The sequence below is a fragment of the Halobiforma lacisalsi AJ5 genome, from assembly GCF_000226975.2.
Lineage (GTDB): Archaea > Halobacteriota > Halobacteria > Halobacteriales > Natrialbaceae > Natronobacterium > Natronobacterium lacisalsi.
Map to the genome: position 1 here is coordinate 2,563,835 of NZ_CP019285.1, position 21,751 is coordinate 2,585,585.

Below are 21,751 nucleotides of genomic sequence, written 5' to 3' on the forward strand. Positions count from 1 at the left end.
ATAACCTCAAAAATCTTTCTCCGGATTCTATCACTGATGATTACTGATGGGTATGGCGACGAACGGACGGAGGATTCAATTCCTCGCGGCCCCAATCCCGGGCCGGATGGAAAAAACGCCCCAGGGGACGCCGGTCGGAGTCGACGACCCCTACGAGTACGCGGGCGTCTGCGATCACCTGACCGGCGAGGGGACGTGCCGGTATGCGTTCGGCCACTACGAGCACGACCCCGAGTTCGCGCGCGAGCGCGCTCAGGAGGACTACGAGTGTCCCGTCGTCGACCCCGAGCGCGAGGAGACGTGGGCCGACTGCCCGCACTTCCGGTCGCGCAACCGCGACCGGGAGTGCGTCCGCTGTGGCCTCGAGGAAAAGCGGATGGCCCACGACGACGAGCGGCCGCTGCTCGAGGAACACCACCTCTCCTACGCCCGTGATGGCGAGGAACTCTCCCACGAGATCACGATCTATCTCTGTCGCTGGTGTCACTCGAAGGTCCACGACTCGTGGGCGCGGATCACCGACGACGCCGCGCCGGAGCCCGAAGCCATCGCGGAACTCGAGGGCCGGCGGAGCCGCGAGCAGGACGAACTGGGCTTCGAGTCGGCGGCGGACCGGTACGACCCGGGTGCGGGCGACGACGCCGGGACGGCCGACGAGTGAGCGGCTCCCGCCCGTTCCGTGGCGCTCGCCGGGAGACCCCTTAACCGCCGGAGTCCCGAACCGCCGACGTGTCACAGGTACTCGTCTACGGCTCGTACGGGTTCGTCGGCTCCCTGATCGCCCGCGAAGCGATCGACCGGGGGCTCGAGGTCGTCCTCGCCGGTCGTGACGGTGACCGGCTCCGGCAGCAGGTCGACGACCTCGACCGGCCGGGCCGGCGGTTCGCGCTCGAGGACCCCGACGTCGTCGCCGAGGCGATCGACGGCGCGGACGTCGACTGCGTGTTGAACTGTGCCGGCCCCTTCTCGAACACGGCCGACCCGCTCGTCGAGGGCTGTCTGCGGACGAACACCGACTACGTCGACATCACCGGCGAAATCCCCGTCATCGAGGGGATCGCCGACCGCGACGCGGCGGCGATCGACGCCGGCGTCTCGTTGCTCCCGGCCGTCGGCTTCTCGGTCGTCGCAATGGACTGTCTCGCGGCGCACCTCGACCGGCGACTCCCCGAAGCCGACGCGCTCGCACTCGGCGCGGACTCGCTGCGCCCGCCCTCGATCGGCACCGTCCGGACCGTCCTCGAGGGGGCCGAAGACGGCGGAGCCGTCTACCGGGACGGGACGCTCGAACGCGTGCCGGCCGCGTGGCGGACGCGACGGATCGACTTCGGCCGGGGAACCAGACCGGCGGTGACGATGCCGACGGGCGACGTCTCGACGGCCCACTACACGACTGGCGTGCCGGACGTGACCGTCTACGTCCTCGCGCCGCCGCCGGTCACGACGGCGCTGAAAGCCCACCGCTACCTCGCGCCGATCGTCGCCGCCACGCCGGTCCGCGAGACGCTGAAGCAACTCGCGGGCTACGTCCGAGAGGGACCCGGTTCGTGGTCCCGAAAGCGCGGGTCGGTGTACGTCTGGGGCGAAGCGCGGGTCGATAGTGAGGCCGGCGAGGGTGGCGACCCCGACGAGAAGGAGCCCCAAACCCGTGCGGTCTCGCGACTCCAGACCCCGGACGCCTACGTCGTGACCGTCGACGCCGCCGTGACCGCGGTCGAACGCGTCCTCGAGGGGGACGTCGACCCCGGCTTTCGAACGCCAGGCGGTGCGTTCGGCCCCGAATTCGTCCTCGAACTCGAGGGCGTCGACGGGTTCTTCGACGAGTCGACGCCCGAATCCGGGACGCCGCCGGTCGACGTTTGCTCGCCCTGAGGGCGGCGGTCGGCTTACACCAGGTCGCCGCGTCCGCGACCCGATGGATTCGCCTCGACCGACGGGATCTCGCCCGTCTCGGCCAGGCTCTTGAACCGACGGAGGCTCTCGCCTGCGACCAGGTCGACAGGGGTGCCGAACCGCGAGAGCACCGCGTCGCCGATCGGGCCGCCCGGCGGATCGTACTCGATCTCGAGGTCGACCAGCGTGCCCCGATCCCCCGGTGCCGGCTCGAACGAGATCGTACACTCGTAGCCGATCGGTGCGCCCTCGAGCGACTGCCAGCGGAGCCGGTCGCCCGGTTCGTCCTCGACCAGCAGGGCCTCCCACTCGAGGGACCGGCCCAGCGGGGCGTCCGCGCGCCAGTGGTGGCGTTCCTCGGCCGCCGGATCGCCGGAGACGTCGGCGAACCGGCCGGCGATCCGGTCGAGGTGGTCGGGATCGCGCCAGTACTCCGTGAGTTCCGCTGCCGGTTGCCCCACGATGATCGATCGCGCGACGGTCGGCTTTCGCTCGTCGTACGCGGCCTCGAGAGCGAGTCCCTCGCCGGCGTCCCCGTCGGTGTCGAGCAGCCGATAGAGCCGGCTACGACCGGTCAATCCGCGGGTGACCAGGGCCGCACCGACCGCCGCCGTCGACGCGCCGGAGAGGGACCGATCCCGGAGGCCGCGTACGACGAGCGCGCCGCCGATCGCCGCCGACGCGACGCGTTCCCACCGGCCGACGTTCGGTTCGTCGGTAGCCCGGGAGCGCCGATCCGGAGGAGCGGTCCGCTCGTCGAACGCGGTTTCGCTCGAGTCGGCCGTCATTGTCGCCCTCTCGGAGGACCGCGGAGCGGTTCGACGCGAGGCCGGCCGTGGCCGGGAGCCGCGACGGTCGACGCTGCCGGTCCGGGGGAATGTGGACGTCGGTGCCGGGAACGAACGTTGGGTTGCATCGGTCGTGTGAGGTACTCGAGCGAACCTCACCAATGGTGGTTGGGGCTGCGAGTGCACGCTCGGGGACCTCACCAATGGTGGTTGGGGCTGCGAGTGCACGCTCGGGGAGTCCACCGATGCGGACGCGGGGCTATCGTCGACCGCGGCACGGTTCCAAGGCCGTCACCGAGGGTGAGGAGAACGCACCGCTTGAGGGCGATTGCGGTCGAAAGGCCGACCGGTAGCCGCGAGCCTCCGTCAGTCCAGAATGTCGCCGATTCGCCGCGGTTCGCCCTGCAGGTTCGGCTGCTCTGCGACGATCTTCAGCACTTCGTGGTCCGTGACGTCGTGGTAGGATTTCTCGGTTGCCTCCTCGATGAGGTCCCGCTCGAGGCGGAACTCGGTCCCTTCGTACACGACGTCGACGCCATCGTCGTCGAACGCGAGAGTCGTCATGACCGGCCGTACGAGGTGGGATAATAAAAACGGGGCGGCTGGGAACGCAACCGCCCCGGTTCCCTGCGGCGTTCCCACCGTCATCGAACTCGAGACGGCACGCGGATCTCGCCGATCCTCCCGTACGAGAAAATATTTCATCATTATTTTGACGAAGGGTGACGGAGCGTACGTATGAGCGACGCTAGTCGAAGCGATTCGGGGACGCGACCGACGGGCGACTCCGATCGGGACCTCGAGCGCCGGTGGTGGAAGGAGGCCGTCGTCTACCAGATCTATCCGCGGAGTTTCAACGACTCGAACGGGGACGGGATCGGCGACATCCCCGGCATCCTCGAGAAAGTCGACTACCTAGAAGCGCTGGGCGTCGACGTCGTCTGGCTCAACCCCGTCTACGAGTCGCCGATGGCCGACAACGGGTACGACATCGCCGACTACCGGTCGATCCACCCCGAGTTCGGGACGATGGACGACTGGGAGCGGCTGCTCGAGGAGCTCCACGCCCGGGACATGCGCCTGATCATGGACCTGGTGGTCAACCACACCTCCGACGAACACGAGTGGTTCGTCCGATCCCGGGAGGGCGATCCCGAGTACGCGGACTACTATTACTGGCGGGAAGGGCGGGGCGACGGCCCCGGCGGAAAAGGCCAGCCGCCGAACAACTGGAACTCGTTCTTCGAGGGGCCGGCCTGGACCTACGACGACGAGCGCGGCGAGTACTACCTCCACCTCTTCGACGAGAAACAGCCCGACCTGAACTGGCGCAACGAGGCCGTCCGCGAGTCCGTCTACGAGATGATGACGTGGTGGCTCGAGCAGGGCATCGACGGCTTCCGGATGGACGTCATCAACCTGATCTCCAAACCGGAGGGGCTGCCGGACGGCGACCCCGACGAGGGCCTGACCGGCGCGGAGCACTTCACGAACGGGCCACGATCAGGGCAGTACATCGACGAAATGTGCGAGCGGGTGCTCTCCGAGGAGGAGATGACCGTCGGCGAGATGGTCGGCGTCGACGCCGAGACGGCCCGCGAGTACGTCGGCGGGGACGGCTCCGGCCTCTCGATGCTGATCCACTTCGAACACATGGGCGTCGACACCGGCGACGGCGGCAAGTGGGACGTCGAGGAGCTGGACCTGCTCGAGTTCAAGGACGTCATCACCGACTGGCAGGAAACGCTGGCCGACGAGGGGTGGAACTGCCTCTACCTGAGCAACCACGACCAGCCGCGGGCGGTCTCCCGGTTCGGCGACGACGGCGAGTACCGGCGCGAGTCGGGCAAGCTGCTCGCCACGTTCCTGTTCACGCTGCAGGGGACACCCTTCGTCTACCAGGGACAGGAGATCGGGATGACGAATACCACGTTCGAGACGCGAGACGAGATTCGGGACGTCGAGGCCGCGAACTTCGTCGAGGCGGCCCTCGAGTCCGGCGAGTACGACTCCTACGAGGAGGTCCGCCCGATCGTCGAGGCACGGAGCCGGGACAACGCCCGGACGCCGATGCAGTGGTCCGACGAGCCACACGCCGGATTCACCGGCGAGGAGGGTGACGGCGAGCCCTGGCTCCCGGTCAACGACGACTCCGAGGCGGTCAACGTCGCGGCCGCGCGGGCCGACGGGGACTCGATCTGGCACTACTACCGGGAGTTGATCGACCTCCGGGAGCGCCGGGACGTCTTCGTTTACGGCGACTACGAACTGCTGGCGCCGGACCACCCCGAGGTGTTCGCGTACCGGCGGACGCTCGAGGACGAGACGCTGGTCGTCGCCTGTAACTTCTTCGACGGCGAGCCGACGGTCGAACTCCCGGCGCTGGCGGAGGCGGAGGAGTCGCCCGACCTCCTGCTCGGGACCCACGGGCACGGCGACGAGAACGGGGGCCGGCGACGATCGGACTCGGGAGCGACACTCGAGTTGCGCCCCTACGAGGCCCGCGTGTACGAACTGTAGCCGGCGCGTTCGTCCGAGGCGACGGTGTACGTCGAGTCGGGCAGTCGGTTCGTCGCGAGTCGCGACGGGCCGCCGGGTGCCCGTCTGCTGTGCGTCAGACGACGCGCGAGCTTTATTACTGGGGGGTCACATTGGATGCGAGTGTGGCCTTCAGCAGGGATCCGCTCGACGAACTCGTCGTCCCCGACGGGACCGAGGTCAAGGAAGTCGCCGTAGAGACGGACGGAGACGTCCTCGTCGGTAGCAGAGCGACGATCGAGTTCGGCGTCCGCGGTCGGAACGTACTCGCGGGCGAGAGCGTCGAGGTCGACGGCGAGATCGAAGCCGAGGGCGACTGCCGGCTGGACATGTGGTGTGACGTCGCCGAGAACGTCCTGGTCGGCGAGGACGCCTACATCGGCGAGCGGGTCCACATCGGCGGCGAACTGAAAGTCGCCGGCGACTTAGACATCGGCGACGACGTCGACATCGAGGAGGGATTCGAGGCCAACGGCTGGATCGTCATCCGGAACCCCATGCCGACGATCGTCTTGCTTTTCGTCTACCTCAAGCACCTCCTGCTGATCGGCGAGGAGGACACGGCCCAGCGGCTCATTTCGGAACTCGTCGAGGAGGAGGGGGACGACGAACCCGACGCCGACCCGCTCGTGATCCCGCGGAACGCGACGCTGGGCGACGACGCCTGGCGCGTCTCGACGCCCGCGACCATCGGTTCGAACTGCCGGCTCCACGGCAACGTCCGCGCCGAACGCCTCGAGGTCGGCCGTGAGTGCAACGTCTTCGGCAGTCTACGGGCTCGAAACGACGTCTCGGTCGGCGAGGGGACCCGCATTCACGGCGACCTGACGACCCGCGACGGGGACGTCGTCCTCGAGGACGACGCTCGCGTGCTCGGCGACGTCTCCTGTGAGAACCTGCGGCTCGCCCCCGGAGCGGAGGTCGACGGTACGATCCGGGCGACCGGCGAGATCACGATGGAGACGACCGAACGCGAACGGGAGTAGCGCCGCCGGCTTCGTGATGCCGGTCTGGCTGTCGCTGGTCGGTCTCGAGGCGCCACTGCCGAACCTCAGCCGGGCCGGACTGGTTTCTCACGTTCTCTGGGGGACGGTCCTCGGGGGATTCTACGAAGGCGTCTCCCGCTGGCTCTCGTGGCCGCGTCGGTGACGCCCGCCCTCCGGCTCTGGCCGAAATAGGTTTTCGAGGCGAGTCGTGGCTATCGGCGCGAGTTTCTACTGGCGATTTTTACCCCTATTCTTAATACTGATAAATGCGATAGGGAAAGACGAGCATGGTAATAAAAGACACACTTCGCGGATGGAGGTATCCATGCGATCGATCGTACTGACGAAGGGCGTCCCGGACTTCTCGGAGGGGGCAGTGTCGTTCGACGAGGACGGCCACCTGGAGCGAGGGAAGACGCCGACGGTGATGAACCCGAACGACGAGTTCGCGGTCCAGGCGGCGCTCCAGACGAAGGTCCGCCACGGCGGGCACGTCAGCGGGATGAGCATGGGGCCACCGGGGTACGCGGAGGTACTCGAGGAGGCGATGGAATCGGTCTATCTCGACGACAGCTACCTCCTCTCGGATCGGGAACTCGCGGCCTCGGACACGTGGGCGACGGCGATCACCCTGAACGCGGGCCTCGAGACGTACCAGGAGCAGGTCGCGGAGATCGACCTCGTGTTCGCGGGGTTCAAGACGGCCGACGGCGAGACGGGCCAGACCGGTCCACAGACCTGCTGGGGGATGGACTGGCCGATCGTCACCCACGTGATCGCGCTGGACGTCGATCCCGAGGAGCGTCGGCTGCGGGCGAAGCGACTCGTGGAGGGCGACGTCGACGAGATCGAGACGGTCGAAGCGCCCCTGCCGTGTTTCGTCGTCACCGATCCCGAGTTCGAGCCCACCTACCGGAAAGCGTCCCACCGGCTGACCCACAAGCAACTCCGCGCGGAGACCCAGGAGCGGGCGGCCAACCACGAGGAGCATCTGACCACGTGGGACCACGTCGACCTGAACCTCGACCCCGACTACATCGGGCTCGACGGCTCGCCGACGATCGTCTCCTCGGTCGACCCGATTCCCAAAGCGCCGTCCGAGCGGGAGGCGACGATGATCGATCCGGGCGAGGACGACATGGGCGAAGTCCTCGAAGAGATGCACCCGTTCGCCGCGGGAGGGGACGCCGGCACGGGGACAGGTGATTGACCATGACCATGGATCCGAACGAACACACGGTCGACGAACTCGAGGATGAACTGGAATCGATCGACGACGAGGACGTACTCCAGTCGATTCTGGAAGCCGAGCAGGCGGGCCGGGACCGCAAGACGGCCCGCGAGGCGGTCCATCGGCGGCTCGAGGCCGTCGGTGCGGTCGACGGAGAAAGCGAGAGCGGCAGTGAGAGCGAGGGTCTCGAGGGCGACACCGAGACGGAAGGCGAGTACGAGGAGACGGAGGAGACGGTCGGTGAGGAGGCGGAAGGCGAAGAGATCGAGGAGGTAGCCGAAGACGAAGACGAAGACGAAGCCGAAGCTGGTGACGGCAACGCAGAAGGAGAGCAAGAGGAGGAAGACGACGAACTCTCTCACCCCACTCGCGACAAACGACACGTCCGCGCCCTCGAAGATGGCGACTACGCCGACATGTGGGTGTTCTGCGAGACCCAGCAGGGGGAACTCATCGACGTCTCGAAGGAGATGCTGGGGAAGGCCCGTCGCCTGATGGACGAGTTCGCGGAGGAGTATGGAGACGAGGAGAACGTCGTCGCCTTCCTGATGGGCGACGACTGCGAAGGGCTGGCCGAGGAGTGTATCGCCTACGGGGCCGACGTCGCGGTCTACCACGACGACGACCGACTCGAGCGGTTCTTGCACAAACCCTACACCGAAATCTCGGCACACATGGCCCGCGGCGAAGGGTCGATCGAGAGCACGGAGTGGCGCGACTACGACCAGCCCCGTTACATCCTGTTCCCGGCGACGAACAACGGCCGGGACCTCTCGGCGAAGGTGCAGGCCGAACTCGACTCCGGGCTCGCCTCGGACTGTTCGGACCTGTACATCGAGGAGAACGAGGTCTCGAACCCCGTCAAGACGGGCGAGCCCGGCGTCAAGAAAACGTTCGAGAAGGTCCTTCATATGAAGCGTCCGGACTTCTCGGGCTTCGAGTACTCGACCATCCTCTGTCTCGACAACCCGGGTCGGGAGTTCCACCCGCAGGGCGCGTCCGTGATTCCGGGGAGTTTCGAGCCGATCGAGCCGGAGTACGATCGGGACGGGCTGGTCGTCGAACACGAGATGCCCCTCGAGGACGACTGGTTCCGCGTCGAGATCACCGAACAGGACCGGCTCGAAGCGGGCATCGACCTCACGGGTCACGAGGTGATCGTCTGTCTCGGGCGGGGTATCGCGGACGATCCCACCGAGGGGATGGAACTCGGGCTGGACCTGGTCGACGCGTTCGAGGACGCGGAACTGGGCATCACCCGGGGCATCGTCACCTCCTCCTACCAGTTCGAGGGCCACGTCGAGGAGTACTCGAAGGAGGAACGACAGATCGGCGAGACGGGACAGGTCGTCGCGCCCGATCTCTACATCGCCGCCGGCGTCTCCGGCGCGGTCCAGCACAAGGTCGGGATGGACGAGTCGGAGACGATCGTCGCGATCAACACGGACACCGACGCCCGCATCCGGGACTTCTCGGACTACTTCATCGAGGGCGACCTGTTCGAGGTGCTCCCGGAACTGACCGAGGCGATCGAGTCCGGCCGGACCGAACTCGAGGCGATCGCGGACGGGGGCGGCGACGGAAGCGAAAACGGGGGTGAGGGCCGATGAGTGCCGACACCGCCGATCGCGAACACTACGAGGCCGTCGTCGTCGGCTGCGGACCGGGCGGCGCGGCGGCTGCGGCGCGGCTCGCGGAACACGGCGTCGAGACGCTCGTCCTGGAACGGGGCACGGAGGCCGGCTCGAAGAACGTCTCCGGCGGCCTGATCTACGCCGAAGATTCGGCACCGTACACGATCGACGACCTCTTCGACGGCTTCCGCGAGAAAGCCGCCGAGCGGCCGGTCACCGACTACCGGATCCACAACGTCGCGGGCAACAGCGTCAAAACCTACGACCTCAGGGACCTCCACGAGCACGATACCGACTGGTGTGAGGCGGTCCTCCGGCGACGGATGGACTCGTGGCTCGAGCAGCGCGTCCACGAGAAGACGAGCGAGACGGGCGGCGGCGTGCTGACGAACGTCCGGGTGAACGGCCTCCTTCGCGAAAACGGGGAAATCGTCGGCGTCACCTGCGACGAACTCGAGCCGATCGAGGCAGACCTGATCGTCGCCGCCGACGGCGTCAACTCCGAACTCGCCCGCGACGCGGGTCTGATGGACTGGGAAGAACCCGAGGAGTGGTTCCAGGGCGTCAAGGCCGTCGTGGATATGGACCCCGACGTCATCGACGACCGGTTCAACCTCGAGGAGGACGAAGGGGCCGCTCACCTCTTCTCGGGGGACCTGTTCGAGGACGTCCGCGGCGGCGGCTTCCTCTATACGAACGAGGACTCGCTGTCGATCGGGACCGTCTTCCATCTCGACAGCCTCGTCGAGCAGCAGGCAGAGCCCCATCAACTGCTCGACGCCCTGCTAACACACCCGATGATGGCTCGGTGGCTCGGCGACGAGTACGAGGAACGCGAGTACGGCGCGAAGCTCGTCCCCGACTCGAAGAAGGTCGCCCACCCCGAGCCCTACCAGGATCGGCTCGTCCTCGTCGGCGACGCCGCCGGCCAGATGCAGGCTCAGGGACCGATCATCAAGGGGATGAACCACGCCGTCACGGCCGGGGCGCTGGCAGCCGACGCCTTCGCCGTCACGCGGGGCAACGCCGATCCCGAGGCCGCCGGCCGGCGCTACGCCAAGCTGCTCGAGGACTCGGGCACGATGGACAAACTCCGGCCCCGACGGTACGAACTCGCCCGCGCAGTCGGCGAGCGCGAGACCGTGACGAACGCCGTCGAACGCGTCCTCGACTCGCCGGTCGGCCGCGTCGCACTCGGGAACCCGATCTCGAACCGGCTTCTCGAGCGGGCGTACAACTCGCCGTTCCTGGTCTCGATGCTACCGGACACGCGGACGGGCTACGTGACGGTCCCGTCGATCATCGGTGAGGAACATGGCCGCACCATCCAGTGGGAGACCGACATCGAACCGCCGAACCTCGAGGAGCGGATCGGCGAGTTGACCTACGATACGGACGTCGGCAACCCGCACATCGAACTCGAGGACGAGTCGTTCGACGCGAGCGGGGCGGCGGTTTACGCCTGCCCGGTCAGCGCGGAGGACTTCGGCGGCGGCTGCTACCGCTCGGAGGAGGTCACGCACAACGGCACTGAGGAGACGGTCGTCAGCCTCGACACCCAGCCCTGCGTCGAGTGTGGGACCTGCGCGATCGTTGCCGACACGACGTGGGAACACCCCCGCGGGGGGAAGGGTGTGGAGTATCGCGAGGGGTGATCGCGCGTGAGCCGGTACGGACCCCGAATCGCCGCACTCGAGCGCCGGGCCGAACGGGAGCGGCGGCACCTCGAGCGCGCCGATTCTCCACTCGAGGGGCGAGACGACGGCGTGCTCCGCCCCGAAGAGCCGAGCGAGTACCTCCGGGACGGTGCCGGCCCGGCGATCTGGCTCTACGTCGAGGGGCGAACCGGCGGGCGACTCGTCCAGTTCTCGCCCGCCGAACTCGCGGCCCTCGAGTCGGCGATGAACGACTGGTTCGAGTGTTACGCGCTGTGTCACGGGGTCGATCTCGACGCCGAGTTCACCGTTAGGGAAGCGGCGGAACTGCTACTCGAGACGCGAAACGTGATCGACACGGCGCAGTTGTTGACGCAGGTCCCGGCGAGAGCGTAGACGATCACCGCTGGTACCGTCGAACGGCAACCGCCCCGAACAGTAATCCTCACTCGTCCCGTACCGAACACGTGGCGCTGATCGTCGAGTACGAACTCCGGACGCCGGTACTCGCCACGGTCGAGGCAGCCGCCGCACGGATTCGACTCGAGGAGATCTATCGTACCGATGCCGACCGGCTGAAACTCCTGTTCTGGGCGACCGGCGAAGGGCTAGACTCGCTGCGGGCCGTCCTGACGGACGACTCGAACGTCGCGAGCGTCTCCCTGCTCGACGACGCCGGCGAGCGGCGGCTGTACAGCGTCGTGCTCACCGAGGAGGCGGCGACGGGGCTCACCTACCCCGTCGCCGCCGAGCACGACGTCGTGTTGCTCGAGGCCGTCGTTACCGACTCGACGGTCGTCCGGGCGAGGGCACCGAACCGGACGGCCCTGTTCTCGTACCGCGAGGAGTGTGCGAACCGGGGGATCGAGCTCCGGCTCAAACGTATCTACCGCGAGGAAGCGTGGACGACCGACCGCTACGGCATCACGAACCGACAATGGGAGGCCCTCGAGGCCGCGCTCGAGGCGGGCTACTTCGAGGTTCCCCGGGGAACGACCCTCTCGGAACTCGCGACCGAACTCGGCATCTCGGACCAGGCGCTGTCCGCGCGGCTCCGTCGGGGCCAGGCGAACCTCCTGGAGCACACCATTCGAGAAAGCGGCCCCGATAAGAAGGGTTGAGCAGCCAACCCGGTTCCTTTCCCCGTTCGTTCCCGTTCCTGGGAACATGAGCACTGAACAGTTGTCGACGGAGCCGGAGCCGGAGCGGGAGCGGGAGCCGAACGACGGGCGATTCGTCTATCGAGCGGACGACGACCGGCCGCTCAGCGAGGCGGTCGTCGCCGCGGTCGCGGCGGACGACGGGACCGACGACGTGATGGCCGTCGCCGGGGAGTACGGTCCTCTATACGACGCGATCGATCCCGGTGCGCTGGATTCGCTGTTCGACTCCTCCGGAACGCCGGACCGGAGCGGGAGTATCTCCTTTACGTATGCGAACCGCCGCGTCGAGGTCGACTCGACCGGACGCGTCGTCCTCCGTTCTCGCGTCTAAGTTCTCGCTCGAGACCGCTCGAGCGCGCCGAACGAACCGCGTCAGCCGAGGGTAACGGAGCCGTCTGTTCGTCAGTAGATCAGTTCGTCGTCGTTCTCGACCATGTACAGCGTCCGTGCGGCGATGTTGACCGCGTGATCGCCGACCCGTTCCAGGTCCCGGACCGTCAACAGGAGCCGCGAGACGTCCTGGAGGAGCTGTTCGACCTCGTCGGCGGCCTCGAGTTCGCGCTCGATCAGGTCTCGAACGACGATCTCGCTGGCCCGTTCGGCGAGGTCGTCGAGATCGTCGTCTCGATCGGCCAGTTCGCGACACCTGTCGGTGTTTTCGGTGTCGTAGGCGTTCATCGCATCCTCGACCATCTCGAGGGTGATCTCGCCCATCGACTGAACGTCGACGTCCGGGAAGAGATCCCGCGTCGCGTCGAGGGTGTACTCCCCGAGGTTGACCGCGAGGTCGCCGATCCGCTCGAGGTCGGTGATGATCTTGAACGAGGCGGCGATAAAGCGGAGGTCGCTCGCGACGGGTTGCTGGAGCGCGAGCAGGTCGATACACTCCTGCTCGAGGTCGAGGTACATGCGGTTGATCTCGCCGTCGCCCTCGATCACTTCCCGGGCGAGGTCCTCGTTTTTCTGCTCTAGGGCGTCGAGCCCCATCCGCAACCGTTCCATCACGACTTCGCTCATGTAGAGGATGTCTTCGCGGAGTTCCGCGAGTTTCTCCTGATAAGATTTCCGAGCCATGGTCCATCCACCTTTCCGGGCGGAAATATAGCTTGTGCTCACTGTATTTGACGGGGGCGGTCGTCGCCGTCGCTATCGCCCCGTCTTTGCGGCGGCTACGGCGATATCGACGCGAATCGGGCGGCGAAAGCGTTAATTGATCAGGTGCTAAAATGAGAGCTAATGACCGACGCTACAGGTCGGCTCGAGCGATACCTGGCCGACGAACTGGGCGAGTGTCGCGACGACGACCTCGAGAAACGACTCGACGAACTCGAGTCCCTCGACGGCGAGTTCGCGGAGTCGACGCTGGAACGGGACGTGGGAGTCCTCTCCGCGCTGGCGAACGAAACTCGGTACCGGATCGTCCGCTTGCTGGTCGAGGCCGACGGCGAACTCTGTGTCTGCGAGCTGTCGCCGCTGCTCGACGTTAGCCAGAGCGCGATCAGTCACGCCCTCTCCCGACTGCACGAGGAGGGGCTGGTAACCCGGCGGAAGGACGGCAAGTGGCGCAAGTACGAACCGACACGGCGGGCGATCGCCCTCGTGACCGCGCTGGACGGGACGCGCCGTCGGAGCAGTACTCGATCGTAGTCGCTCGTCCGTTCCGGTTCGTCCTGGGCCATCACAGAACACGAATTGTTCATTCGTATCTACGTCCGATTTCGGCCCCGTTCCGAATACACTCCCCAAACAGGCCAGAGTAGCACGTATTCGGCACTCTAAAATGATCAGATATACATACCTGGAGTCGCTCATTTGAGATATGGTTGAATCGAATGTGAGTCGACGGAACGAACCGGGCGAATCACAGGAGGACCCTGGCACCGACAGAAGCCGACCGAGTTCCGCCGGATGCCGGCAACGGGAGTCGACGGCCTCGACCGGTGCGTTCGGCCAGCGAATCGGGCGGTCGGACCTCGTCTTCCTCGAGGGAATCCTCCCTGCTGCGGACGGGCGCGTCGGCGATGAACCGATCGAGCGCCAGACCGAACGCTGCCTCGATCGGCTCGAGGAGGTCCTCGCGGGCTACGGCCTCGGCCTCGAGGACCTGGTGCGTGTCAGGGTCGCGATGACGGATCTGGACGCGGAGAGTCGTCGGCAGGTCGACGACGCCTACGCCGAGCGGTTCGACTGCGAATTCCCGCCACGGACGGTGGAGGGTGTCTGTGAACTGCCGGGCGACGCCAGGATCCAGCTCGAGGCGATCGCAGCCGACGAATGACGCGACCGATGAAACTGCTCAGGTACTCGAAACCCACGACGCGAGAGGTCGTATCGGGACGGAACTGGATGGGATCGACGGCCGGTCGGACGGAGGGACGGGATCGATGAACGATGGAGACAACGTCCACGAACACGGGCCGGACTGTGGCTGTCCGGACTGTGGCGATCCGCGGTCGATGGACGTTCTCGACAAGTACCTGACCGTCTGGATCTTCGCGGCGATGGCGGTCGGCGTCGGACTCGGCTACGTCGCACCCGGCGTCGTCGCGCCGATCCAGGAGTACCACCTCGTCGAGATCGGACTGATCCTGATGATGTACCCGCCGCTGGCGAAGGTCGACTACCGGCGGCTGCCGACGGTGTTCAGGAAGTGGCGGGTGCTCAGTCTCAGTCTGCTGCAAAACTGGCTCATCGGACCGACGCTGATGTTCCTGCTTGCAGTGGTCTTCTTCAGCGGACTCGTCCCGCCGTTTCCGGCCAATCCCGAGTACTTCCTCGGGCTGGTCTTCATCGGCATGGCCCGCTGTATCGCCATGGTACTCGTCTGGAACGACCTTGCGGATGGTTCGAGCGAGTACGCCGCCGGGCTGGTGGCGTTCAACAGCGTGTTCCAGATCCTTACCTACGGGGTGTACGTCTGGTTCTTCGCGCTGTTTCTCCCGCCACTGTTGGGAATGGACGCTCTCGTGGCTGGGATCGGTGCGTTCGAGATCACCGTCGAGCAGGTCTTCCGCGCGATCGCGATCTTCCTCGGCGTTCCGTTCGCCGCGGGCATCCTCACCCGCCTGGGCGGGGTGCATACCAGGGGCGAAGAGTGGTACGACGAGGAGTTCGTCCCGAAAATCAGCCCCCTCACCCTGGTCGCACTGCTGTTTACGGTTATCGTCATGTTCGCCACACAGGGTGACAACATTCTCGCACAGCCGACCGACGTCCTCTGGATCGCGGTCCCGCTGACGATCTACTTCGTCGTGATGTTTCTGGTAAGCTTCGCGATGGGCCGTGGCATCGGTGCGGACTACTCGACGACGACGGCGATCGGCTTTACTGCCGCGTCGAACAACTTCGAACTCGCGATCGCGGTCGCCGTCGCCGTCTTCGGCGTCGGTTCCGGGGTCGCCTTCGCGACCGTCGTCGGCCCGCTGATCGAGGTTCCGGTTCTGCTGGCACTGGTCCACGTCGCGATCCGCCTCCAGGAACGGTTCGACTGGACGGGGTACGAAACCGGAACGCTCGAGAACGCCGAGGGTGGCGTCGAGGTCGATCGGGCGACCGAAACGGACGACTGACCTTCCCGGCGAGCCGTCCGCTCGAGCCACTCGCGGGCTACTCGACGAACTCGACGCCCGTTATTTCGAACCGGACGCCCCCGTCGACGCTGTCGCTCACACGGACGTCCCAGCCGTGGGCGTCGACGATCTGTTTCACGATGTACAGGCCGAACCCTGTCCCGTCGCTGGACGTCGAGTAACCGACGTCGAACACGTCCTCGCGGTCCGCCTCCGAAATTCCCGGTCCGTCGTCGGCGACGTAGAACCCGTCGTCCTCGTCCTCGTCCTCGAGATTGCCGATCCGGACCGTCACGTCGTTGCCGCCGTGATCGATCGCGTTCCGGACGAGGTTCTCGAAGAGTTGCTGGAGCCGCCCGGCGTCGGCCTCCAGTTCCCGATCGCACTCGACCTCGAGCGTTGCATCCGCCGTGGCGACGCTCCGCCAGCAGCGCTCGGCCAGTGACGCGAGGTTGATACGTTCCCGTTCGCCGATCTCCTCCCCGTTGCGCGCGAGCGACAGCAGGTCCTCGATCAGTCCGTCGATACGGTCGAGCGCCCACTCGACTTCCTCGAGGTGTTCGTCGACCGTCTCCGGTCCGTCCGAACGGGCTAGCTCGAGGTTCCCTTTCGCGACCGAAACCGGATTACGGAGGTCGTGGGAAACGACGCTGACGAACTCGTCCAGCCGCTCGTTCTGTCGCTCTAGCTGCTCGGTTCGCTCGTGGAGCGCGCGCTTGTCCTGCAACTGGGCGAGTTTGACCGTCGCGTGACCGACGAGGAGTTCGGCGAACTCGCGGTCGTGACGGTCGAACGCCTCGACGTCGCTCGAGACGGTCTGGAACGTGCCGAACTCCCCGATCGGGATCGTCAGTGCCGAGCGGTACTCCGGATCCGCCGGGGTGATCTCGCTCTCACGGAGGTCGTCGACGACGATCGTCTCCTGGCGGGTGTACGCCCTCGTGGCGAAGCTGTCTTCCTCTAGTGACGTCCGATCGTGGTACTCCCGGTCGTCGACCTCGAGCGTCCAGGCTTCCTGGATCAGGTAACCGTCCCGTTCGACGTCGATCGCCACGAGATCGAACTCGAGGATCCGTTCGGCCGTCTCGGTGAGTGCCTCGTAGACCGCCGTGGGTTCGTCCGCGCCGCCGATCCGTCTGGCCGCAGCGTGGAGCGCGGACAGCGTCCGTTCGCGGTCCTTTCGCTCCGAGATCTTTCGAGAGTTGACGACGTAGCCGTCGAGCGCGGTATCGATCACGCCGCTGGTGACCGACTCGAGCCAGACCCACGAGCCGTCGGCGTGTTCGAACCGGTATTCGACTCGCCTCCTGTCGGGTTCGGCGTCGACCGGTTGCTCGGTCATCGACCGGAACGTCTCCAGAACGCGGTCCCGGTCCTCGGGATGCACGTACTCGAACGCGTTCTCACCGACCAGTTCGTCGGGCTCGTAGCCCAGCACCCGTTCGATGGCCGCACTCTCGTACGAGATCGTCCCGTCTTTTTCGAGGACGGTGATGACGTCCATCGCGTTCTCGATATAGGCCCGGTAGCGACGGGTGACGCGCTCGAGTTCCCGTTCCTGGGTCTTGCGCTCGGTGATGTCGCGGGTGAAGCCGACGATTCGGGCCACGGTCCCCTCCTCGTCGAAGACGGGTTCGCACTTCACCCAGACCCAGCCCGTCTCTCCGTTCCGCCGAATCCGGTACTCGAAGTCGTTCGCCTCGCCGTTCGAGGCCGCTTCCATCACCTCTTCGACTAGGTCCCGATCCTCCGGATGAACGGCCTGCAGGAAATCCAGGGGGTCTTCCTCGAGGGCCTCCCGGGAGCGTCCCCAGACCCGTTCGTATCCGGAGACGAACAACAGTTCCTCCCACTCGGCATCGAACATCCAGACACAGTCGGGGATGTTCTCGGTGAGGTCCGCCAATCGCCGTCGGAATCGGTCGGCTTCCCGCTCGCTTCGCCGCCTCTCCACGGCGTTCTCGATCCGGTTGGCGAGGACTGCGTACTGTCCCGTCCCGGTCTCCTTCCGGACGTAGTCGGTGGCGCCGGCCGAAATCGCCTCGCTTGCGACCTCGTCGGTGCCTTTCGCGGTAAAGAGGATGAACGGCAAGTCGGGATACGCCGCTCGAACGGCCTCGAGAAACTCGAGACCGTTTCGACCGGGCATCTCGTAGTCGGAGACGACGCAGTCGATCCCGCCGGCCTCGAGTCGATCCAGGCCCGCCTCGACGTTCGTCGCGGTGACGACCGAGAGCCGATCGTCCGCTCGCTCGAGAAACGTCGCTGCGAGCTCCGCGAACTCGGCATCGTCGTCGACGTGCAGGACCCGAATCGGGTCAGCCATACCACCGCCTTGTGATTTTTCTCAGTAATGCTTTGTGGTAGACCGTGACAACGAGGTGACAGCGGTGCTCACCGTTCGAGCTACGGACCCGAGACGGACGACCGGCGGCCCGTAGATCGAAACGAATCTTGGGGGTTACCCGAACTTGCCGGTGATGTAGTCCTCGACGCGGTCGTGTTCGGGATTCTCGAAGATCTTGTTCGTGTCGTCGAACTCCACGAGGCGGCCTCCGGTGAGGAAGACGGCCGTTTTGTCCGAGATGCGGGCCGCCTGCTGCATGTTGTGGGTGACGATGACGACCGTGTACTCCTCGGCGAGTTCCTCGACCAGGTCCTCGATCTTCGAGGTCGCGACGGGGTCGAGCGCCGACGCCGGCTCGTCCATCAGGATGACCTCCGGGTCGGGTGCGATCGCTCGCGCAATGCACAGGCGCTGCTGCTGGCCGCCCGACAGCTCGAGGCCGCTGGTATCCAGCTGGCCTTCGACCTCGTCGAGGAGGGCGGCCCGCTCAAGGGCAGTGTGAACTTTCTCGTCGAGGTCGCCGTCGTCTTCGCCCTGGACGCGGAGGCCGTAGGCGACGTTGTCGTAGATGGACTTGGGGAAGGGGTTCGGCTTCTGGAAGACCATGCCGATCTTCCGGCGGAGGGCGACGGGGTCGACGTCGTCGTCGTAGACGTTCTTCCCGCGGAAGAAGAGGTCGCCCTCGACGCGGGCGACGTCGATGAGGTCGTTCATTCGGTTGATCGACCGCAAGAACGTCGACTTCCCACAGCCCGACGGGCCGATCAGCGCCGTCACCTGCTGTTCCGGGATTTCCATCGAGATACTCTGTAGTGCCTGGTCGTCGCCGTAGTAGACGTCCAGGTCCCGCGACTCGATCACTGGATCGGCGACCGAACCCGAACGGTCGGTTGCGGGTTCGGCGTCCGTCGCTGGTTCGGTCGTCGGTCGGTCGTCGGTACGGTCGGTCGGAGTCTGGGTGGTCGTGCGTTGGGTCATCGGGTGATCACTCCTGGGTCTGGTATCGGTTGCGGATGACGATCGCGATCGAGTTGATCGACAGCAGGATGACGAGCAGCGTCACCACGCCGGCCGCGACGACGCCGTACTGGAACTCCGTCTCGGGGAGGTCCGCCCACGTGTAGATCTGCATGGGCATCGCACTGATCTTGCTGAAGAGGCTGTTCGGAACGCCGAAGACGGCCGTGGGAGCGCCGATCATGATAAGCGGCGCGGTCTCGCCGATCGCCCGCCCGAGCGCGAGGATCGTCCCGGTCAGGATGCCGGGCATCGCCCGCGGGAGGACGACGTTGCGGATCGTCTGCCACTTCGTCGCGCCCATGCCATAGCTGGCCTGGCGCTGTGAATCGGGCACCGAGCGGATCGCCTCCTGGGCCGAGATGATGACGATCGGCAGGATGAGCAGGGACACCGTGAAGCCGGCCACCAGCAACGTCCCGAATCCGATATTGAGCAGCCCCACGAACAGGCCGAGCCCGAGCAGCCCGTAGACGACCGAGGGGACACCGGCGAGGTTCGCGATGTTGAGCTGGATGAACCGGGTCAGCGGCCCGTCGCTTGCGTACTCCTCGAGGTAGATCGCCGCGCCGACGCCCAGCGGGAAGGTGATCAGCGCGATCAGGATCATCAGCGCGATCGAGCCGACGATCGCCGGGAAGAAGCCAGCGTTGTACGGATTGCTGAAGCTCGGCGGGTTCGTGAGGAACGCCCAGTCGACCCACGGCCCGTTCGCGGGGTCGAAGATCGCCAGCGCGTCCACGAGTACGTTGAGGAGCAACGCGGCGAGCGCGACGATGCCGACCAGCGCCGCCGCCAGCGTGAGCCAGCGGAACGCGACGTCTTTCGTCCGACTCACCTGTTCGAACGACGGTTGTCGTGGCGATTCCGATGCGTCAGTGAGATCCGTTTCCGTTGTCGAGTCCGTTTCCGAAGACATTAGCGGTACACCTCCCGGTAGCGCGAGGAGACCCACTCGCTGAAGAGGTTCATCGCGAACGTGATGACGAACAGCGTCAACCCGACCGCGAACAGGCTCTTGTACTCGGTCGACTGTCCGACGACGTCGCTGGCCCCGATCTGGACCATCGCGGCGGTCATCGTCTGGACCGACTCGAGGAACATCCCGCCGGGATCGGTCAGGTCGATCATCCGGGGGGTCATCCCCGCGGCGATGGCGACGATCATCGTCTCACCGATCGCCCGCGAGAGCGCGAGGATGTACGACGAGAGGATGCCGGACAGCGCGGCCGGGACGACGACCGACGTCGAGACGGTGAACTTCGTCGCGCCGAGCCCGTAACTGGCCTGGCGAAGCGAGTCCGGAACCGAACTCATCGCGTCCTCGCTGATCGAGGAGACCATCGGAATGATCATGATCCCGACCATGATCGACGCCGACAGCGCGTTGAAGGTTCCCAGCGGAAGGATGCGGTCGAGTACTGGCGTCACGTAGACGAGCGCGAAGTAGCCGTAGACGACCGTCGGGACACCCGTGAGCACCTCGAGCGCGGGCTTGAGGTAGGCCCGTCTCCGCTCGGTGGCATACTCCGAGAGGTAGATCGCCGTCAGCAGTCCGATCGGCAGGGCGATCGCGGCGGAGCCGAAGGTAATGATCAGCGTGCCGGAGATCAGCGGCCAGACACCGTACACTTCGTTCGAGGGAGTCCACTCGGTCCCGGTGAGGAACTCGAGCGGGGGAACGGCCGCGAAGAAGTCGACGGCGTCGTACAGCAGCGTGCCGATGATCGCCAGCGTCGTCAGGATCGAGAGGAAGGCACACACCGCGAAGAAGGTCTTGAACGCGATGCCTCGGAACGAGCGAGCGCCGTCGTTCGTGAGATCGGGCGCGTCAGTACTCATTCGTCGACCACCTCCTCGACGACCTCCTCGAACTTCTCGAGGTTCTCGTCGCGCACCTCCTCGGAGACCGGGACGTAGCCGACTTCGTTGATGAGATCGGTCGAACTCCGCTCGAGGTAGAACCGAACGAAGTCCCGCACTTCGGGCCGTTCCAGCGACTCCCGTGCGGCGTAGATGTACAGCGGCCGGGAGAGCGGCGTATACTCGCCCTCGCGAGCAGTCTCGAGCGATGGACCGACACAGCCGTCGCCGTCGTCGATCTCGAGGCCCTTTACCTGCTCGGGGTTCTCGTCGTAGTAGGCGAACCCGAAGTACCCCATCGCGTACTGGTTACCCTGGATCCCCTGGACGATCGTCCGGTCACGTTCGGTGGCGTGGTAGTCGGTCCGGTGGGTGTCGTCCTCCTCGAGGATCGTCTCGGCGAAGTAGTCGAAGGTCCCCGAGGTCGTGTCCGCGCCGAAGAACTCGATCTCCTCGTCGGGCCACTCGTCACGGACGTCGCTCCAGCGATCGGCACCGCCTTCGCGCCAGAACTCCCGGAGTTCCTCGACGGTGAGGCAGTCGACTTCCTCGAGGTCCGGGCTGACGACGACAGTCAGCGCGTCCGTCGCGACGGTGAACTCGATCGGATCGATTCCGTTCTCTCCGCACTGTTCCCGTTCGACGTCGGCGATTCCGCGGCTCGCGTTGTTGATATCCGTCATCCCGGGGCAGAAGAAGTTCGAGAAGCCGCCGCCGGTCCCCGTCTGACTGATCGAGACGGTCACGTCGTCCCGCTCTTTCGAGAACTCGGACGCGACCACCTCGGTGATGGGGAACACGGTCGAACTCCCGGCGACGTTTACCTCCCGTGCCCTGTCCGCGAGCGTGCCGGCACAGCCGGCGAGCCCGGTCGACGCCACCGCGGCCGACCCGGCCAAAAAACGCCGCCGTCCGAGCCCGGACGACGGTTCGCCAGTGGAGTCTTTCGACATCACTAGGGGATGGCCAACTGCCGGATAAGTACCATACTATGATGGATATATAGCGGTACGTAGTCATGGGGAAACACGACCTCGAGACGGAGCCAACGGTTATCTCTCGGTACG

22 protein-coding genes are annotated in these 21,751 nt (G+C 66.0%); 14 read left to right on the forward strand and 8 right to left on the reverse strand.

The features are described 5' to 3' along the window. Positions 1-106 precede the first annotated feature (106 nt). Positions 107-661, forward strand: a complete 555-nt coding sequence (locus CHINAEXTREME_RS12335) for a DUF7097 family protein (protein WP_007141646.1) — start codon at positions 107-109, stop codon at positions 659-661. Positions 662-729: 68 nt separating this feature from the next. Next, positions 730-1,872 carry a saccharopine dehydrogenase family protein gene (locus tag CHINAEXTREME_RS12340; protein ID WP_007141647.1) on the forward strand — a complete coding sequence of 381 codons (1,143 nt, stop codon included), beginning with the start codon at positions 730-732 and terminating at the stop codon, positions 1,870-1,872. 14 nt (positions 1,873-1,886) lie between these two features. Here the strand turns inward: CHINAEXTREME_RS12340 and CHINAEXTREME_RS12345 are convergent, their stop codons facing one another. Both CHINAEXTREME_RS12345 and CHINAEXTREME_RS12350 read right to left on the reverse strand, forming a co-directional pair. After that, on the reverse strand, positions 1,887-2,681 hold the full coding sequence (locus CHINAEXTREME_RS12345) for an SRPBCC family protein (RefSeq protein WP_007141648.1): 795 nt from the start codon (positions 2,679-2,681) through the stop codon (positions 1,887-1,889). A gap of 366 nt (positions 2,682-3,047) precedes the next feature. After that, positions 3,048-3,245, reverse strand: a complete 198-nt coding sequence (locus CHINAEXTREME_RS12350) for a DUF5800 family protein (RefSeq protein WP_007141649.1) — start codon at positions 3,243-3,245, stop codon at positions 3,048-3,050. 174 nt (positions 3,246-3,419) lie between these two features. Between CHINAEXTREME_RS12350 and CHINAEXTREME_RS12355 the strand changes: the two genes are divergently transcribed. The 9 genes from CHINAEXTREME_RS12355 (at position 3,420) to CHINAEXTREME_RS12395 (ending at position 12,219) form a co-directional block, all read left to right on the forward strand. Then, positions 3,420-5,201: a glycoside hydrolase family 13 protein gene (locus CHINAEXTREME_RS12355; protein ID WP_007141650.1), complete on the forward strand. Its 1,782-nt coding sequence runs from the start codon at positions 3,420-3,422 to the stop codon at positions 5,199-5,201. A 143-nt stretch (positions 5,202-5,344) separates the two neighbouring features. After that, entirely contained in the window at positions 5,345-6,205 is an 861-nt protein-coding gene (locus CHINAEXTREME_RS12360; protein ID WP_007141651.1) for a polymer-forming cytoskeletal protein, read from the forward strand. Positions 6,206-6,221: 16 nt separating this feature from the next. Further along, positions 6,222-6,368, forward strand: coding sequence for a hypothetical protein (locus tag CHINAEXTREME_RS12365; protein WP_007141652.1), 147 nt, complete (start codon positions 6,222-6,224; stop codon positions 6,366-6,368). 162 nt (positions 6,369-6,530) lie between these two features. Beyond that, positions 6,531-7,415 (forward strand): electron transfer flavoprotein subunit beta/FixA family protein, encoded by an 885-nt coding sequence (locus CHINAEXTREME_RS12370; protein ID WP_010546743.1) that lies wholly within the window; start codon positions 6,531-6,533, stop codon positions 7,413-7,415. A gap of 2 nt (positions 7,416-7,417) precedes the next feature. After that, on the forward strand, positions 7,418-9,046 hold the full coding sequence (locus CHINAEXTREME_RS12375; protein WP_029601635.1) for an electron transfer flavoprotein subunit alpha/FixB family protein: 1,629 nt from the start codon (positions 7,418-7,420) through the stop codon (positions 9,044-9,046). Beyond that, positions 9,043-10,725 (forward strand): FAD-dependent monooxygenase, encoded by a 1,683-nt coding sequence (locus CHINAEXTREME_RS12380; protein ID WP_007141655.1) that lies wholly within the window; start codon positions 9,043-9,045, stop codon positions 10,723-10,725. Before CHINAEXTREME_RS12375 ends, CHINAEXTREME_RS12380 begins: the two co-directional genes overlap by 4 nt. Before the next feature lie 6 nt (positions 10,726-10,731). Further along, entirely contained in the window at positions 10,732-11,121 is a 390-nt protein-coding gene (locus CHINAEXTREME_RS12385) for a hypothetical protein (RefSeq protein WP_007141656.1), read from the forward strand. 71 nt (positions 11,122-11,192) lie between these two features. Beyond that, on the forward strand, positions 11,193-11,846 hold the full coding sequence (locus CHINAEXTREME_RS12390; RefSeq protein WP_007141657.1) for a helix-turn-helix domain-containing protein: 654 nt from the start codon (positions 11,193-11,195) through the stop codon (positions 11,844-11,846). Positions 11,847-11,892: 46 nt separating this feature from the next. Further along, entirely contained in the window at positions 11,893-12,219 is a 327-nt protein-coding gene (locus CHINAEXTREME_RS12395) for a HalOD1 output domain-containing protein (RefSeq protein WP_007141658.1), read from the forward strand. 71 nt (positions 12,220-12,290) lie between these two features. Here the strand turns inward: CHINAEXTREME_RS12395 and phoU are convergent, their stop codons facing one another. Next, entirely contained in the window at positions 12,291-12,962 is a 672-nt protein-coding gene (gene phoU / locus CHINAEXTREME_RS12400; RefSeq protein ID WP_007141659.1) for a phosphate signaling complex protein PhoU, read from the reverse strand. Between the two features lie 162 nt (positions 12,963-13,124). On the opposite strand from phoU, the gene CHINAEXTREME_RS12405 reads away from it, so the two are divergent. The 3 genes from CHINAEXTREME_RS12405 to arsB all read left to right on the forward strand — a co-directional run bounded on the left by CHINAEXTREME_RS12405 (position 13,125) and on the right by arsB (position 15,457). Further along, positions 13,125-13,535 carry an ArsR/SmtB family transcription factor gene (locus CHINAEXTREME_RS12405; RefSeq protein WP_007141660.1) on the forward strand — a complete coding sequence of 137 codons (411 nt, stop codon included), beginning with the start codon at positions 13,125-13,127 and terminating at the stop codon, positions 13,533-13,535. Between the two features lie 172 nt (positions 13,536-13,707). Continuing rightward, positions 13,708-14,166, forward strand: coding sequence for a RidA family protein (locus tag CHINAEXTREME_RS12410; protein WP_007141661.1), 459 nt, complete (start codon positions 13,708-13,710; stop codon positions 14,164-14,166). Positions 14,167-14,272: 106 nt separating this feature from the next. After that, positions 14,273-15,457 (forward strand): ACR3 family arsenite efflux transporter, encoded by a 1,185-nt coding sequence (gene arsB / locus CHINAEXTREME_RS12415; RefSeq protein WP_007141662.1) that lies wholly within the window; start codon positions 14,273-14,275, stop codon positions 15,455-15,457. A 37-nt stretch (positions 15,458-15,494) separates the two neighbouring features. Here the strand turns inward: arsB and CHINAEXTREME_RS12420 are convergent, their stop codons facing one another. From CHINAEXTREME_RS12420 to CHINAEXTREME_RS12440, 5 genes are all read right to left on the reverse strand, one after another. Further along, positions 15,495-17,783 (reverse strand): PAS domain S-box protein, encoded by a 2,289-nt coding sequence (locus tag CHINAEXTREME_RS12420; protein WP_007141663.1) that lies wholly within the window; start codon positions 17,781-17,783, stop codon positions 15,495-15,497. Between the two features lie 135 nt (positions 17,784-17,918). Continuing rightward, on the reverse strand, positions 17,919-18,782 hold the full coding sequence (pstB, locus tag CHINAEXTREME_RS12425; RefSeq protein ID WP_076738735.1) for a phosphate ABC transporter ATP-binding protein PstB: 864 nt from the start codon (positions 18,780-18,782) through the stop codon (positions 17,919-17,921). Positions 18,783-18,789: 7 nt separating this feature from the next. Continuing rightward, positions 18,790-19,740 (reverse strand): phosphate ABC transporter permease PstA, encoded by a 951-nt coding sequence (pstA, locus tag CHINAEXTREME_RS12430; RefSeq protein WP_007141667.1) that lies wholly within the window; start codon positions 19,738-19,740, stop codon positions 18,790-18,792. After that, positions 19,740-20,663, reverse strand: coding sequence for a phosphate ABC transporter permease subunit PstC (gene pstC, locus CHINAEXTREME_RS12435; protein WP_007141668.1), 924 nt, complete (start codon positions 20,661-20,663; stop codon positions 19,740-19,742). Before pstC ends, pstA begins: the two co-directional genes overlap by 1 nt. Next, positions 20,660-21,637, reverse strand: coding sequence for a PstS family phosphate ABC transporter substrate-binding protein (locus tag CHINAEXTREME_RS12440; RefSeq protein ID WP_044962147.1), 978 nt, complete (start codon positions 21,635-21,637; stop codon positions 20,660-20,662). Before CHINAEXTREME_RS12440 ends, pstC begins: the two co-directional genes overlap by 4 nt. Positions 21,638-21,751: the final 114 nt, after the last annotated feature.